Raw genomic sequence first — 14,813 nt, 5'->3', positions numbered from 1 at the left:
GAACTCCTTCACGCGCATTCAGAATTGCGACGACGGCAGGTGCAAAACCATGCCGTCCATGTCTTCGCTGATGATCATTTGACAGCTCAAGCGGCTGCTGTCGCGACGTTCGAAAGCGTACTCGAGCATGTCGTTCTCCATGCCTTCCGCCGCTTGCACCTTGCCCAGCCAGGCCTCGTCGACATAGGTGTGACAGGTGGCGCAACTGCAGGCACCACCGCAGTCGGCAGAAATACCCGGCACCGAGGCGAAGGTCGCGGCTTGCATCACCGACTGGCCGATGTCGCCTTTGACTTGATGGGCGGTGCCGTTGTGTTCAATAAATGTCAATGTGGGCATGTTCTGCTCCGATTCTTGTTAGGGGGCTCAGGATTGGCTGGGAATGGTTTGCACGTTGAAGTGCGGCACTCGCCCAAGGGTCAGTAGCAACAGCGGACCGATCAGGCAGCAGGCGGCGCTATAAACCAGCATGGCGTTATACGATCCGGTGCGCGCCAGCATGTACGCAAAGAGCAACGGCGCCAGCGCCGAAGCCACGGTATTGAGGCCCTGATGCACGCCGAACAGGCGGCCGTATTCGCGCAAGCCGAAGTAGCGGGCAATCAGGAACGCGGCAATATCGAACTCCGCCCCGGCGCCAAAACCAACCAGCACCGCCGCCAGCATGAGCGGGGCAAATTCGGTGGTCGGGCTCAGGTAGATGAAACAACCGATAGCGGGCAGCACCAGGCTGATCGCAGACACAATCGGCGGCCACAGACGATCGAGCAGATAGCCGATAAGCATGCGGCCGAAGATCAGCGAAATACCAAAGCAGCTGAAAATGGTGGCCGCGTCCCCCGCGGATAGGCCTCGGGCTTGCAGCATGGGCACGGTGCTGGTGACCATGCCGACAATCGAAGAAATCACCAGGCTGAGCGCCAGGTTACAGGTCCAGAATTTCAGCGAGCCCATGCCTTCACGAAAAGACATGCCGGGCAATTGCTCCAGCGCACGCCCGCCGTCACGGTGACCGGCAACAGAGGGTAGTTTGAACCACAGCAGAATCAGCGGCAGCAGCACCAACAGATTGAGCAGCGCGAGAATCACGAAGGCCGCGCGCCAGTCCCATTGCTCGATGCCCCAGGCCATCAGCCGGGGAATGATGGCGGCAGTGACACCAGTCCCGGACAGACCAATGGCGAGCGCCAGGCCGCGATTGCTGTCGAACCAAAGACTGATCAGCTGGGTCCAGGTTACGGCCAGCGCGCCCATGCCGACGATGGGCAGCAGTGCAAAGGCGATGTACATCGACCAGATCGATTGGGTCAGCTGCGTGGTTGCCAGGTAACCGAGTGACAACAACAGCAGGGAAATAACGGTAACGCGCTTCATGCCGTAGCGCAGGTTGAACCAACCCACCAACTGCAATGACACCACCGCGCCGCCAAACAGAAAGGTGATGCAGGCTTGCAGCTCACTTTTGCTCCAGCCAAAGGCATCGCCGAGCGGCACGACCAGTGTGCCGAAACCATAGAGCAGGGCGGCGTTGATGCTGATGGCCACTCCGGCGACCGACAAAATCAGGATTTTCCAGCTTTGGCGGAATTCGCGCAGATCGATTGCCGCTTCGTTTCTAGACGGGTGCATGGAGTTGGCTTCCTTATAGGTTTTGTTGAGCCAAGCACTGCTACAAGTGGTGATGTGAATCACCGCCAGCAGATTCTTTGAACAGAATCTGGTTTTTTAATCAGAATAAAATCAGAAATTCGGCTTTGTCCAGCGCAGCTATCTGACTAACGGACAAACGAATTTCATGCGTTGCACCCACGGTTGAATCACTCTGAAGCCAGCCGTGTTCAACATCCTGCTGCGATTCCCTTTTTTTAAGCCAAGGCAATGATCAGGGACAGCGGATGAGCCTCAGCATATCCGCGTTAAAAATTAATTGCACATAAAATAAATAAGTGTTCATAATTTGCAAAAGCTGAACCTGATAAAGGAGAAAAAAATGAGTTCAGAAAAAGCGCAGTTCAAAGCGGTGGCCGACCGAAGCCGCTGCTGTGGTTATGGTTTGTGTGCTGCGATTTGCCCCAGCCTGTACAAGCTTGATGCCGATGGCATGGTGTACCTCGACGATGCCCGCGTGCCGCCGGAGTTGGAGGAGGAGGCTCGTGAGGGTGCAGCCGCTTGCCCCGCGGAGGCCATCTGGCTTGAGCCCATCACCCCGGATGACGAAGCCGTTTGATGGCGTGAGCGCCTGCCGCAAACGTGATAACCACTGAGGTGAGGATGTGCTAATGGGTCGATTACCAAACAAGGTCGCGCTGATAACCGGTACAGGCGGCGGCCAGGGCAGGGCTGCGGCGCTACGTTTTGCCCGTGAAGGGGCGATTGTGGTCGGTTGCGATTTCAATGCCGAAGGTCACGAGGAGACTGCAGCGTTGATGCAGGCCGAGGGTTTTACCCTGTACGGCTCGGCACCCGTGGACCTGGGTGATCATGAACAGGCCAAGGCCTGGATCGATGCCGCCGTGGCTGAACACGGGCGCATCGACATCCTGTACAACAACGCTTCCGCCGCACGCTTCGGGCTGGTCAGCGAGCTGTCGATCGAAGATTGGCAGTACACCATGCGCAACGAAATCGACCTGCTGTTCTATACCACCAAATATGCATGGCACCACTTGGCCGAACAGCGCGGAGTGATCATCAATGTATCGTCCACCGCTGCATGGGGTGGCTCGAAAGTGGCCGGCATTTCCGCGCATTCGGCTGCAAAGGGCGCTGTGGTGTCCTTCACTCGCCAGTTGGCGGTAGAAGGGGCGCCGTTCGGTATACGTGCGGTCAGTTTGAGCCCGGGATTTGTCGCGACGCCTGGCACCCGGCCTTTTCTGGAAGACCCCAAAATGCGCGCCATGCTGCTGGATGGCGTATTGATGGATCGCCCCGGCGAACCCGAGGAAGTGGTGGCAATGGCGGTCTTTGTCGCCTCGGATGAGGCTTCATTCATTACCGGTTCGGACTTCGTCATCGATGGCGGGTTACTCGCGATCTAGCACGCGCGGCGCCCTGGCATGGGCTACCGGCACCCTTTCATCTCGAACAATAACAAGGTGAATAACGTGGACATCATCGGTATCGGTTACATGGGCTTTGAGACCCCCAATCTCCAAGCGTGGCGTGAGTACGGCCCTCAGGTGATGGGTTTTGGCATAGGCAAGAACCCCGAGAGTGATCCCGATTCGCTGTACTTCAAGATCGATGATCGTCGGCATCGCTTCGCTTTTCATCCTGGCAAGGTAGACCGCATTGTCTACATCGGTTGGGAAGCGGTGGGGCGCATGGCGTTCGAGGACGGCATCAAGAAGCTGGCAGCCGCCAATGTCGACTTCACTCGCGGTGATGCTGAGCTGTGCGAAAAGCGTGGCGTGCGTGAATTAGTGCGTTTTCGTGACCCGGTGGGGTATCAGCACGAATTGTTTTACGGGCAAAAATGGCTGCCGCGCTCGTTCCAGCCGGGCCGCCCGCACAGTGGTTTCCTTGCCGACGAACGGGGTGCGGGTCATGTGGTGCTGATCACCCCGGACTACACTCCGGAACTGGAAGACTTCCTGCTTAATGTCATGGGTTTCAGCTGGTATGGCGCTGGTGCGGGCAAGGGACGAACCGGTTTCTTCCGCTCCAAACTCAACCATCACACCAGCCATGACATCGCTTATGGTCACGGACCGGGTCGCATGGGCGTGCAGCATGTCGGGCTGTTTGTACGCAACGTGCGTGATGTCGGTGAGACCTACGACATCGTGCGTCAGCGTGAACTGCCGATGATGATGACCCTCGGCCAACATGCCCAGGACCCCCATCTGTCGTTCTACCATTTCAATCCGTCCGGGTTCGCCTTCGAGACCATTGCTGAAATCGAGCCATGGCAAGGCGATCCCTATGAGCTGAATCCAGAAAAACTCAGCCTGTGGGGCCACGAAATGGTCGGGCCAATTCTCGGCGCCAGCGTCAAGACGCCGGAAGAAGTGCTCGACGCCGAGTACCTGCCGACCTACTTGGCCAAGCGCTGACATGCGTCTGGCGCGGGTCGAAGTTGCCGGGCAAGCGTTCTGGGCGTTGCTGAATGCGCAAGCTGATTGCTTTCGGCGAATTAATGCTCCTTTCGCCCACTGGGCCGGGCTAGGGGCGGATCTTGCGCCAGACGCCCTCGACCCGAGTGGCGAATGGTTGCCGTTGTCGGCTGCGCGCCTGCTTGCGCCATTGGAACCCGGTAGCCGGGTTTTTGGTGTGGGCCTCAATTACCTCAGCCACCTCAAGCGCCTTGGCAGTGATTCTCCGGCGCACCCGTTGGCGTACATGAAACCGGAGTCAGCGCTGGTTGGTGCCTATGACGAGATCGATTATTCGCCGCTGACCACCCAGCTTGATTACGAGGTGGAACTGGTCGCCGTAGTGGGCCGCCCGTTGCTGGATGAACCGCATGCCAGCGACTGCCTGCTGGGGTATACGGTGGGCAATGACATAAGTGCGCGCGATGCCGGCAAGCAGATTGGTCGTCTGGACCTGTTGACCCAGAAAGCCATGGACCGCACCACACCGGTAGGTCCATGGATCGTGACCGCGGACGAACTGGGTGTAACGGGGCAACCGGCTTTAGATATGCGCCTGAGCGTTAACTATGAACTGCGCCAGCAGGACAATACCCGGCAGATGATTTTTCCCCTGGATGAGTTGCTCAATTATCTGGATGCACGCATCAGTCTGCGTCCTGGCGACCTGGTGTTTACCGGATCCACCCACGGCGTAGGACTGGAAAGCGGGCGTTTTTTACGGCCGGGTGATCGGGTCGAGGCTGAGATTGCAGGTATCGGTCGACAGAGCAATACCATCGCTGCGCCACGCCAACTCATCCCCGCCCGTGCGGCGGGGCGACTGGGTCAGCCGCTGGACAAGTAATCCCTGAAACTGACTGGCGTAGCCGCTGAGGAGTGATGATGAGCGAGGGTTCGGCGTGGGCGCCGTTTCGCAACAAAGCGTTCCGCGGTTTATGGCTGGCAGCCGCAGTGGTCAACATGGCTATCTGGATGCAGACGGTCGCCGCGGCGTGGATCATGACCACATTGACGACGTCGGCAGCCATGGTCTCTCTGGTGCAAACCGCCGTGACCCTACCGGTATTTCTGTTTGCCTTTCCCGGTGGGGTGATTGCCGATCGGGTAGACCGTCGCAGTTGGCTGATCATTACCCAGTGCATGATGCTGTTCGCCGCACTGGTGTTGTGTGTGCTGGCGTACAGCGCGCACATGGAAACCTGGGGCTTGTTGGCGTTTACCTTTGTGCTCGGTACTGGCAGTGCGCTGGGCATGTCGGCGTGGATGGTGACCATGGTCGGCGTACTGCCTCGCGACCAGGTGCCGGCTGCAGTGTCCTTGAACGGAATTTCCATCAATGCCACCCGGGCTTTGGGCCCCGCGTTGGCGGGTGCACTGATTGCATACTGGAACACGACCTCGGTATTTCTGGTGATCGCGCTGTGTATGTTCGCGGTGCTCCTCTTCCTCTTTCGTATCGCGCCCAACCCGCCTGCCGTGGGCTTGCCACCGGAAACCCTGACCGGTGGCATGCGCAGTGGCCTGCGCTATATCCGGCATTCAGCGGTCCTGTTCAGCGCCATGAAGCAGGTTCTTGTGTTCACCATGAGTGCCAGTGCTTTATGGGCCTTGCTGCCACTGGTGGCCAAGCAGGAATTGGGTATGGACGCTGGTGGTTATGGCTTGCTCATGGCGTTTCTTGGTGCCGGTGCAGTATTGGCTGCGCTGAGCTTGCCGCGGTTGTATCGCGTATTGGGCATGCGTCATCTGCTGGTTTGCGGCGCCATTTCCTTTGCCCTCGCCACCCTCACTGCCGCGCTATCCAACAACCGCTACGCGGTCTGCGCAATGCTGCTGCTGGCAGGGTTCGGCTGGATGGCGGTCAACGCGACCATTTCAACGGTGGTGCAAACCTATGCCGCCAATTGGGTGCGCGCACGGGTCGCATCGGTCTATGTGTTGATCCTGATGGGCGCGATGGCGGCCGGCGGTGCGATATGGGGGGCATTGGCCGAGTATCTGGGATTGAGCCAGAGCTTGCTGCTCTCGACACTGTTGTTGCTGGTCGGCATCGCGCTGACCCGAAATGGCCATGTGGAACTGGGCCAGGAAGCAGACTTTGCCGAGGTGCAGTTGACCGACACACTCCAGCTGGCCAGTCCGGTGTCCCATTCCGAAGGACCGGTATCGGTGGAGATTGTGTACCAGGTGGCGGCGCCGGACCGCGATGAATTTCTGGCTGCCGTATACGCGGTAGGCAAGGCGCGACGGCGCAACGGTGCGCAAAACTGGCGTTTGTACCGCGACATGGCGGACCCGCAACTCTACAGCGAGCGCTTTATTGTCGAGTCATGGCTGGAATACTTGCGCCAACAGGTTCGGGTGACCCAGGCCGACCAGGCCCAAGAGCGTCTCATCGAGCGTTTTCGTCGCGAAGATCTGCAAACCCGTCGTTTGATCTATCAGCCGCCAGTGAAATTAACCGATTGAAGTGTTCGAGTAATTCCCAGATAAAACTTTTACGGCGCCAATCATTCTCAGGTTAGAATGGCGCCACTCTAAAGTTACTGGATTGGGCATGGAACTCACTGACGTCAACGACAGCAGCAAATCGGCCGGCGCAACCCTCGTCAAGCCTGTATCCAACGCCATACGCATCTTGCGCTATCTCAGTCAGGTGGGCACGCCGGAACGTTCAGTGGACATCGCCCGGCAACTGAAAATCAATCCAAGTACCTGCTTCAACATCCTGCGCACCCTGGTGCAAGAGGAGGTGGTCGATTTCAGTGCCCTTTCCAAGCGTTACACCGTGGGCCTGGGCCTGGCGCGCCTGGTTGAACAATTGGTGACTCAGGGTCACCGCGTGCAAATGGCCAAACCCCTGTTGCAGAACCTGGCTGCACGCCAGCGGGTGACCATCACCCTGTGGCGCAAAATGAGCCCTGACCGCATCGTCATTGTCAGTTCCGCCGCGAGCCCGACCGATGTGCGTATCGACATGGCTGAAGGTCAGCGTCTGCCAATTCTGATGGGCGCCAGCGGCCGGTTGTTCGCTACGCAGATCGACCTCGACGATCCGGAAGTACAGAGCAGTTTCGAGACGATTCGCTGGGCCCAGCCGCTGTCGCTCGAGGTCTATCGCGAAGAAGTGAGAGAGGCCGCCGAGCGCGGTTGGGCAATGGACGATGGGCATTTTTCGGGGGGGATTCTTGCCATTGCGGCGCCGGTCTTCTCACCAACCAACAGCATCGATTTCACCGTGTCAGCGGTGATGTTCCGTGGCCAACGGGATGAAGAGGGCCTTGCCGAACTGGGCAAGGCGCTGATCGAGTTCTGCAGCGAAGTGGCCGGCGTACTCTACTGAGGCGCGCCGTTACTCGCGAACCAGTAGCAGGCTACCCCCCAGCGGGCCGCCTCCGGCTGCCACCGTACTGACGCGGTGTTCGCGGGTTTGCCGGCCTTCGGCACGACCCCACAGTTGCAGGCAGGCTTCATGCACGTAACCCAGGCCGTGGGTGCGTCCGCCAGACAGCTGCCCGCCATTGGTATTGATGGGCAAGCTGCCCTCCAGTGCGATGCGCGTGCCACCCTCGACGAACGCGCCACTTTCCCCAATGGGGCACAGGCCCAGGGCTTCAAGCCAGATCAGGGTCAAGATCGAAAATCCGTCATACAACTGCGCAGATTCAACATCCTGCGGGGTGTAGTCGGTGCGTGCCCACATCATCTCGCCAACATCGAAGGCGGCCATTTTGGTCAGGGAGATCTGATCCCACGACCAGGGCTGGTTCAACGCTGCGCCCATGGCCTCGATGCGAATTGGTTTATTTGGCTGGTCCTGGGCGATATCACGACGGGACAGGATGATGGCGGTGGACGCATCACAATGCACGTCGCAGTCGAACATGCGCAGAGGCGTTGAAATCATTCGCGATGCCATGTAGTCGTCCATGCTCATCGGCGTGCGGTACAGCGCCTTGGGGTTGCGCATGGCGTTCTGGCGACACGTCAGGGCTATCTGCGCCAGCTGCTCCGGTCGGGTGCCGTATTCATGGAAGTGACGCTGGGCATACAACGCCATCAGATTGATGCCCGATTGCACATTGAACGGGGTAAACCACTGCCAGGCGTAGCTGCTGTCGCGACCCTGGGTTTTGTTGGTCAGTGCGCCGGCCTGTTTGTTGAGCATACGGGCTGACGCTTCGGTGATGGTGCGAAACACCAGTACGTGCTTGCACAGGCCCGCCGCAATCGCCATGGCCCCGTTAATGACCCCGGTAAGCGGGCCGGGCCCTTCATAACCGCCACCGAACCAGTTGACGTTGAGCCCAAGGGCGCTCTTCAGCGCACTGGGACCGACCGGTGAGAACGGGTCGCCATTGTTGTTATCACCCGGCCAGCAGGCCACGCCGTCGATGTCGCTACGTTGCAGGCCGGCGTCCGCAATGGCTTCCAGGCAGGCGTCCAGGGTCAGGCGCATCGCTGACTTGGTAGACGGTCGGCCGATCTCTGATTGCCCGATACCGGTAATGGCTACGTCTTTTTCATAACGATGATCGAACATCACTGATCCTTCTCGAACAGAGGCAACCACACATCCTCGACATTGAGGAAGCTGACCCGTACCGGCATGTCGATATGTACATCCGTGACCGGCATGCCCACCACGTTGCTCACGAACTGCAAGCCGGGTTGCTCAACGAGCTCGATGATCGCCACCACATAGGGCACCTCCAGGTCGGGGGTCCAGGGTTGATAGTTGATGGTGAAGCTAAGTACGGTGCCCTTGCCGGACACCGCTTGCGGCGCCACGTCGAAGCTTGCGCAATGCGGGCAGAGCGGGGCGGGCGGGTGGAAATACCGGCTACAGGCTGCGCAGCGATGAACGAGCAGTTCGCCCTGTTGACCGCCTTGCCAGAAGGCGCGGTTGTCGGCGTTGAGTGCAGGCAGTTTTCTAGGCATCAGCGGTCCGCAGGTGAGTGTTTGACTTGAAGTCATACGGTATCATTTGTACATATTTTCTAAAAGTGTCATATATTCATCCGGACAAAGGCGCGAATCGACCGTTCGCGCCGTAAAACAACAACAAGAGGATTTCGCGATGTCCCAATCACTATTAGACAAGAGGGTAGTCGTCACCGGCGGGTTTGGTGCCCTCGGCAGCGCACTTGGCAAATTTCTGCTGGCGCGAGGCGCCCGGGTGGCGTTGCTGGATCGTAGCGAGGCCCCAGCTGCCTTGCTGGATACGGAAAACCTGCTGTGCCTGGGTGGTGTCGACCTGACTTCGAGCGAGTCGGCCAGCGCTGCGTTCGAGCAGGTCGCGGGGCATTTGGGTGGCATCGACGGTTTGGTCAATGTCGCGGGCGGGTTTGCCTGGGAGACCGTCGAAGGTGGCAGCCTGCTGACCTGGGATCGCCTCTATCAGATGAACGTACGTACCGCAGTGGTCAGTTCTCAATCCGCGTTGACACACCTGCTGGATTCCAAGGCCGGGCGCATCGTCAACATTGGCGCGCTGGCCTCTGTCAAAGCCGCAACAGGTATGGGGGCTTATGCCGCCTCCAAGGCCGGTGTGGCCCGGTTGACCGAGGCGTTGGCCGAGGAACTGAAGGATCGTGGTGTAACGGTCAACGCTGTGCTGCCGAGCATCATTGACACCCCCGCCAACCGCGCCGACATGCCTGATGCTGACAGCAGCCGCTGGGTCACTCCGCAGGCGTTGGCGGCGGTAGTGGCGTTTCTTTTATCCGACGAAGCCGCAGCAGTAACCGGTGCGCTGCTCCCCGTGAGTGGTCGCGTATGAGACTGGTGACGTATACCGACGCCGAAGGGTTTGAGCGCGCGGGTGCATTGCTCAATCGGGATCAGCAGGTACTCGACCTGCAACACGCTTACCGCTTGCTGGAAGGTCGTGACAGTGTGGCGTTGAGCAGCATTCTGGCTTTGGTAGAGGCCGGCGAACCGGCGCTGGAATTGGCCCGCTCACTGGTCGCTAAGGCACCCTCGGCGGCGGTGCTGGAGCGTGCCAGCGTGAAGCTGCGTGCACCGATCCAGCCGCCTCCACAAATGCGCGACTGTTCCTGCTTCGAATTGCATCTGCGCCAGAGCTTCGCGGCGGCCCGTCGTGCCCGTGCGCTGCGTACCGAAGACCCGGAAGCCACGCTGAAAGCGATGAACACCCGCGCTGACGATCGGGTCATCGAGACTTTCAACAAGCAGCCTATTTACTACAAGGGCAACCGTTTCGCGGTGATTGGCATCGACGATGAATTTCAATGGCCGAGCTACAGCCGGGCGATGGATTTCGAACTGGAGTTCGGTTGCTACATCGGTAAGCGCGGCAAGGACATCAGCCGTGAAGCCGCCCGGGCGCATATCGTCGGCTACACCATCTTCAACGACATGAGTGCCCGCGACGCCCAGGCCCTGGAAATGCCCGGCATGCTCGGCCCGGCCAAGAGCAAGGATTTTGATACCGCCAATATCATGGGCCCCTGTCTGGTGACAGCCGATGAGCTGGGTGATCCCTATGACCTGAACATGGTCGCCCGGGTCAATGGCGAGGAGTGGGGGCGCGGCAATACCCGCGATATGCGCTGGAGTTTCGAAGACGTGATTGCCCACGTGTCCCGCTCGGAAACCCTGTACCCCGGCGAGTTTCTGGGCTCCGGCACGGTCGGCAACGGCTGCGGCCTGGAGCAATTGCGTTATTTGAAGCCTGGCGATGTGGTTGAACTGGAGATCGACGGCATTGGTGTGCTGCGCACTCAAGCGGGCAAGGCATCGAACAAGGATTGACGCATACGTGAATGACGGAAGAATTCACTTACAAGTAGAAAGTGAATTCTATGTACATAAATAGAGAAAGTGTCTTATATTTCGTTGCGACCACTGTCGTGACGCTCTGATCAGGAGGCAATCATGCTAACAAAAACAAACCCCGTATTGTCTGATGGAACCAAGGTCTCGGACCTTATCTATCCATCCAGCCGTGAAGTACAAATGCGCGTGTTGTCTGACCGCGAAATCTACGAGCTGGAGATGGAAAAAATCTTCGGCAAGATCTGGGTACTCCTGGGTCACGAGTCGGAGATCCCCAATTCCGGGGACTTCATGGTCCGCGACCTGGGCTCCGACTCGGTCATTGTTGCCCGTGGCAAAGAGGGCGAGGTGTTTGTAAACCTCAATGTGTGCCCGCACCGCGGCATGCGCATCAGTACCGCTGATTGCGGCAATACACAAATTCATAAATGCATCTACCACGGCTGGGCCTTCCGCCCGAATGGCGACTTTGTCGGCTCACCCGTCGAGCGTGAATGCATGCACGGCAAAATGCTGCCCAAAGAAGAACTGGGCCTGAAAAAGGCTCGGGTCACGCTGTATGGCGGTCTGGTCTTTGCGACCTGGAATATCGATGGACCATCGTTCGACGAATTCCTGGGCGATGCCAAGTGGTATTACGACATGCTCTTCTGCCGCTCCGACAAAGGCATGGAAGTACTCGGTCCACCGCAGCGCTTTATCGTTAACGCCAACTGGAAGACGGCTGGCGAGCAATCGGCGGCCGACGGTTTCCACACACTGACCTTGCACCGCTGGTTAGGCGAAGTGGGTAACTACGCCAAGAAAGGCGAGGGCGAAACAGCCGACCTCAGCCCGGAAATGATCGGCGTCGAAATCAGCTCGCCGCACGGCCATGCGCTGCGTTGCATCGACCTGGCGCGCAAGATCAAGCGCCTCACCGGACTCGATCCGGCAGAGTTGAGTGTGCAGCAAAAGCTCGAAGCATTGCCGCCTGCCGGCATGACCGCCGACATGGTCGAACAGCTGGCACGCAACTTGACCGAAGATCAGTTGAAAGTGCTCACCAGCATGCCGCCGCAAGTCGGTGGGATGTTCCCGAATATTCTTTTCGGTTTTGTCTACATTCCGCAGCCGGATGGCACTGTCGTCGGCTCGATGACCCTGCACGCCTACGTGCCGCAAGGTCCGGACAAGCTCGAGTTCGTCAACTGGGTGTTTGCCGAGAAAGACGCTTCCCCGGAACTGCGCGACAAGATGCTCAAGCAAACCATCCAGCTGTTCGGCACGTCCGGCATGGTCGAGCAGGATGACTCCGATACCTGGCCGCACATGACGCTGGCTGCCAAGGGGGCGATGGGCCGCAAGAGCACGATGAAATACCAGGCAGTCTTTGAAACCGGAGCACCGGAAGGGTGGCCTGGCCCCGGCATCGTCAACGAAGGTTTCACCAAGGACGATACCCAGTGGCACTGGTGGTTGTACTGGCATGAGCTGATGACCGCATCGGACGAGAAATAAGCGTTCGCCAGTCCTGGTTCGACAGCGGTCCTAGCGGGCCGCAGTCGCCGGTAACAGCATTCACGAGTACAAGAATAAAAGTTAAGGAGTTACTCATGGCTCAGGTTCAACAACGCGGTGTGGAGGATATCCAGCCGGGTTCCCCAGTCGGTACCAAGCGAGTACCGGTGGGTTCGCCGATTTACAACGATGTGGTGACCTTTCTCTACGAGGAAGCCACGCTGCTCGACCAGATTCGCCTGCAGGAGTGGGCCGAACGCCTGGACACCGACCTGGTGTACACCGTGCCGCTGCGCCAGACGCGCTTGGCCGCCGAGTTGAAAACCACCATCGTGCGCAGCGTTCAGCATTACCACGATGACTACCGCTCGATCATGGGCCGAATCCTGCGCCTGTCCGGCAAAAGTGCCTGGGCGGAAGATCCTCCTTCGCGTACCCGACGTCTGGTGACTAACGTGTTTGTCGAAGAAACCGACAAGAGCGATGAGTTTGTGGTGACCAGTTACCTGCTGCTGACCCGTAGCCGTTTCAAAGATCACCATGTCGACATTATCAGTGGCGAACGGCGTGATGTGCTGCGTCTGAGTGAGGCGGGATTCAAGCTGGCGCGGCGCGAAGTCATCATCGACCAAGCGGTGCTTGGAACGCCAAATCTGGCCGTCTTCCTCTAGGCATTATCGGCGGTCTGGTTCGAATCCGGATCGCCGGGCCTTGCGGATGATGGTCGCGCGGCTTTTGATATGGGAGCCGTGTGACTATTGGTGCTGCCTAAGCCACTCCTGGTCCTGGGCGCACAATTTGAACTGTTCATTGCTGAAGTCCAGCGTCGAACCCTTCATGCGCAGTGCCTGTTCCGCGCGTTCGGGTTGTTGGCTGTAGCAGCGGCCGGTGTTCAGGGCATGAATCTGCTCGTCGAGGTTGTACGCGCGCCCCATCGAAATCAGGGTGCAGCGGCGAAGTAAAAGAGCCGCTTCGGCGGCTTCTTCATTGAGGGCATTCAGTGCCCAGCGTGCCATGCCTTCGCGAAGATTGATGCCGCAATAGGGTGAGGGTCCTTCGATCATGGTGCCGTCTACTTCCCAGGTCAGGTCTTCATTGCCATCGCGTACCAACGTAGAGCGGGTGCGGTTGTCGATGCGCTGGCCCACGCTAATGTCATAGCGGCGCTGGCGGGAGCCACGTGCGGCAGCAGCAATGGCGAGCCCCGCGAGATCGAGCAAGTGGGTGCATTGATGACTGGCGTCGGTCTGCCGGGTGACTGAATGGGCTATCCGGTCCAGCTTCATCCCCCGCAATTGCTGTAATTGATTGCAAGCCTGCGGGCACAGGGAATAGGGATAGCGCAGCGCTTCACCGCCAATGGCGATGACTTCACCTGCGCGGTAGCTGACCCACACCCGGAAGTGGTGGAAGTCGTCTTCCAGAGCGGCGCGAACTTCGCCCGTGCCATTGGCATGCTGAGCAATGATGTCTACGCGGCGACGAAATGCAGTCATCCTCAATATCCTTGTTTCAATGCTGTTCAGGCTGACGAAATAAGCTATATTTGAACACTATAACCAAAAATGTTCACTAAAAAACAAGAAGTGGAGTGACTATGGCACTGCTAAATGAACAGGTTGCGCTGATTACTGGCGCAGGTGGCGGAATCGGCCGCGGCATTGCGCTGAACTTTGCCAAAGAGGGCGCTGCCGTGGTGGTCGCCGAGCTGGATGTCACCAGTGGCGAGGCCGTAGTCGCCGAACTCAAAGCGCTGGGTGCCCAAGCGGTGTTCATCAAGACTGACGTGTGCAGCAAGGCCGATATCGAAGCCGCCGTGCAATTAGCCGTTGATCAATTTGGTGGCCTGGACATCCTGGTTAACAATGCCTTTGCACCCACCCCTAATGTCCTTCTGGAAGAAAAAACCGACGCGATGCTGGAGCAAACCCTCGGCTCTACAGTGTGGGCGGCCTGGTGGGCGATGAAAGCCGCACTGCCGCATATGAAAGCGCGGGGCGGTGGCAAGATCATCAACTTCTATTCAATCGATATCGAGATCGGCGCCTGGCTGCACGGCGATTACAACACGGCCAAGGCAGCGATCGTCGGGCTGACTCGCAGCGCCGCCTCTGAATGGGGGCGGTTCAACATTCGAACCAATGCCATCGCACCTACCGCGATGGGCGCCACCTTCCACAAACTTGCCGCAGAAAACCCGGGCTTTGCCGAAATGTCCGCTTCAATGCGTCCGCTGGGCCGCTGTGGCGAGCCTGAAGCCGACATTGGCCCGGTGGTGGTATTCCTCGCGTCGGAGATGTCGCGCTTTATCACCGGCGAGACCATTCACGTCGACGGTGGCCTGCACCTACCCGGTTACAACTCCCGCCCCAAAGGCATTCCCGTGCGCGAGTATTGATTTCACACGATTAATGC

At 58.7% G+C, this 14,813-nt stretch carries 16 protein-coding genes; 11 read left to right on the top strand and 5 right to left on the bottom strand.

Annotated elements, in window-relative coordinates; translation table 11 throughout:
* Window positions 1-18: 18 nt before the first annotated feature.
* Complete coding sequence (locus ATY02_RS21545; protein ID WP_020300799.1) at window positions 19-339, bottom strand: 2Fe-2S iron-sulfur cluster-binding protein; 321 nt, start codon at window positions 337-339, stop codon at window positions 19-21.
* A gap of 27 nt (window positions 340-366) precedes the next feature.
* A complete protein-coding gene (locus ATY02_RS21540; RefSeq protein WP_020300798.1) occupies window positions 367-1,629 on the bottom strand; it encodes an MFS transporter in 1,263 nt (420 codons plus the stop codon).
* Between the two features lie 361 nt (window positions 1,630-1,990).
* On the opposite strand from ATY02_RS21540, the gene ATY02_RS21535 reads away from it, so the two are divergent.
* From ATY02_RS21535 to ATY02_RS21510, 6 genes are all read left to right on the top strand, one after another.
* Window positions 1,991-2,227 carry a ferredoxin gene (locus ATY02_RS21535; protein WP_020300797.1) on the top strand — a complete coding sequence of 79 codons (237 nt, stop codon included), beginning with the start codon at window positions 1,991-1,993 and terminating at the stop codon, window positions 2,225-2,227.
* Between the two features lie 52 nt (window positions 2,228-2,279).
* Window positions 2,280-3,038, top strand: a complete 759-nt coding sequence (locus ATY02_RS21530; protein ID WP_020300796.1) for an SDR family NAD(P)-dependent oxidoreductase — start codon at window positions 2,280-2,282, stop codon at window positions 3,036-3,038.
* Window positions 3,039-3,104: 66 nt separating this feature from the next.
* Window positions 3,105-4,055, top strand: a complete 951-nt coding sequence (locus ATY02_RS21525) for a VOC family protein (RefSeq protein WP_032904513.1) — start codon at window positions 3,105-3,107, stop codon at window positions 4,053-4,055.
* A 1-nt stretch (window position 4,056) separates the two neighbouring features.
* Complete coding sequence (locus ATY02_RS21520; protein ID WP_020300794.1) at window positions 4,057-4,941, top strand: fumarylacetoacetate hydrolase family protein; 885 nt, start codon at window positions 4,057-4,059, stop codon at window positions 4,939-4,941.
* 38 nt (window positions 4,942-4,979) lie between these two features.
* The gene (locus tag ATY02_RS21515; protein WP_020300793.1) at window positions 4,980-6,566 is read left to right on the top strand and encodes an MFS transporter; all 1,587 of its coding nucleotides are present in this window, start codon (window positions 4,980-4,982) and stop codon (window positions 6,564-6,566) included.
* An 88-nt stretch (window positions 6,567-6,654) separates the two neighbouring features.
* Window positions 6,655-7,440: an IclR family transcriptional regulator gene (locus tag ATY02_RS21510; RefSeq protein ID WP_020300792.1), complete on the top strand. Its 786-nt coding sequence runs from the start codon at window positions 6,655-6,657 to the stop codon at window positions 7,438-7,440.
* Window positions 7,441-7,449: 9 nt separating this feature from the next.
* Here the strand turns inward: ATY02_RS21510 and ATY02_RS21505 are convergent, their stop codons facing one another.
* Both ATY02_RS21505 and ATY02_RS21500 read right to left on the bottom strand, forming a co-directional pair.
* Window positions 7,450-8,640, bottom strand: coding sequence for a thiolase family protein (locus tag ATY02_RS21505; protein WP_020300791.1), 1,191 nt, complete (start codon window positions 8,638-8,640; stop codon window positions 7,450-7,452).
* Entirely contained in the window at window positions 8,640-9,038 is a 399-nt protein-coding gene (locus tag ATY02_RS21500) for a Zn-ribbon domain-containing OB-fold protein (protein WP_020300790.1), read from the bottom strand. Before ATY02_RS21500 ends, ATY02_RS21505 begins: the two co-directional genes overlap by 1 nt.
* Window positions 9,039-9,177: 139 nt before the next feature.
* On the opposite strand from ATY02_RS21500, the gene ATY02_RS21495 reads away from it, so the two are divergent.
* The 4 genes from ATY02_RS21495 (at window position 9,178) to ATY02_RS21480 (ending at window position 13,069) form a co-directional block, all read left to right on the top strand.
* Window positions 9,178-9,879, top strand: a complete 702-nt coding sequence (locus ATY02_RS21495; protein ID WP_020300789.1) for an SDR family NAD(P)-dependent oxidoreductase — start codon at window positions 9,178-9,180, stop codon at window positions 9,877-9,879.
* Complete coding sequence (locus ATY02_RS21490) at window positions 9,876-10,874, top strand: fumarylacetoacetate hydrolase family protein (protein ID WP_020300788.1); 999 nt, start codon at window positions 9,876-9,878, stop codon at window positions 10,872-10,874. Before ATY02_RS21495 ends, ATY02_RS21490 begins: the two co-directional genes overlap by 4 nt.
* Before the next feature lie 123 nt (window positions 10,875-10,997).
* Window positions 10,998-12,398, top strand: a complete 1,401-nt coding sequence (locus ATY02_RS21485) for an aromatic ring-hydroxylating dioxygenase subunit alpha (protein ID WP_032904480.1) — start codon at window positions 10,998-11,000, stop codon at window positions 12,396-12,398.
* 95 nt (window positions 12,399-12,493) lie between these two features.
* The gene (locus ATY02_RS21480) at window positions 12,494-13,069 is read left to right on the top strand and encodes an aromatic-ring-hydroxylating dioxygenase subunit beta (protein ID WP_020300786.1); all 576 of its coding nucleotides are present in this window, start codon (window positions 12,494-12,496) and stop codon (window positions 13,067-13,069) included.
* Window positions 13,070-13,153: 84 nt separating this feature from the next.
* On the opposite strand, the gene ATY02_RS21475 is transcribed toward ATY02_RS21480, so the two are convergent.
* A complete protein-coding gene (locus tag ATY02_RS21475; RefSeq protein ID WP_047530986.1) occupies window positions 13,154-13,894 on the bottom strand; it encodes a DUF2889 domain-containing protein in 741 nt (246 codons plus the stop codon).
* Window positions 13,895-13,995: 101 nt separating this feature from the next.
* Between ATY02_RS21475 and ATY02_RS21470 the strand changes: the two genes are divergently transcribed.
* Window positions 13,996-14,796: an SDR family NAD(P)-dependent oxidoreductase gene (locus tag ATY02_RS21470; RefSeq protein ID WP_020300784.1), complete on the top strand. Its 801-nt coding sequence runs from the start codon at window positions 13,996-13,998 to the stop codon at window positions 14,794-14,796.
* The last annotated feature ends 17 nt before the right edge of the window (window positions 14,797-14,813 follow it).

The sequence above is a fragment of the Pseudomonas sp. BIOMIG1BAC genome, assembly GCF_001705995.2.
Taxonomy (GTDB): Bacteria; Pseudomonadota; Gammaproteobacteria; order Pseudomonadales; family Pseudomonadaceae; genus Aquipseudomonas; species Aquipseudomonas sessilinigenes.
Note: the sequence above shows the minus strand (reverse complement) of the source record. Positions and strands in the feature narration are given on the sequence as shown.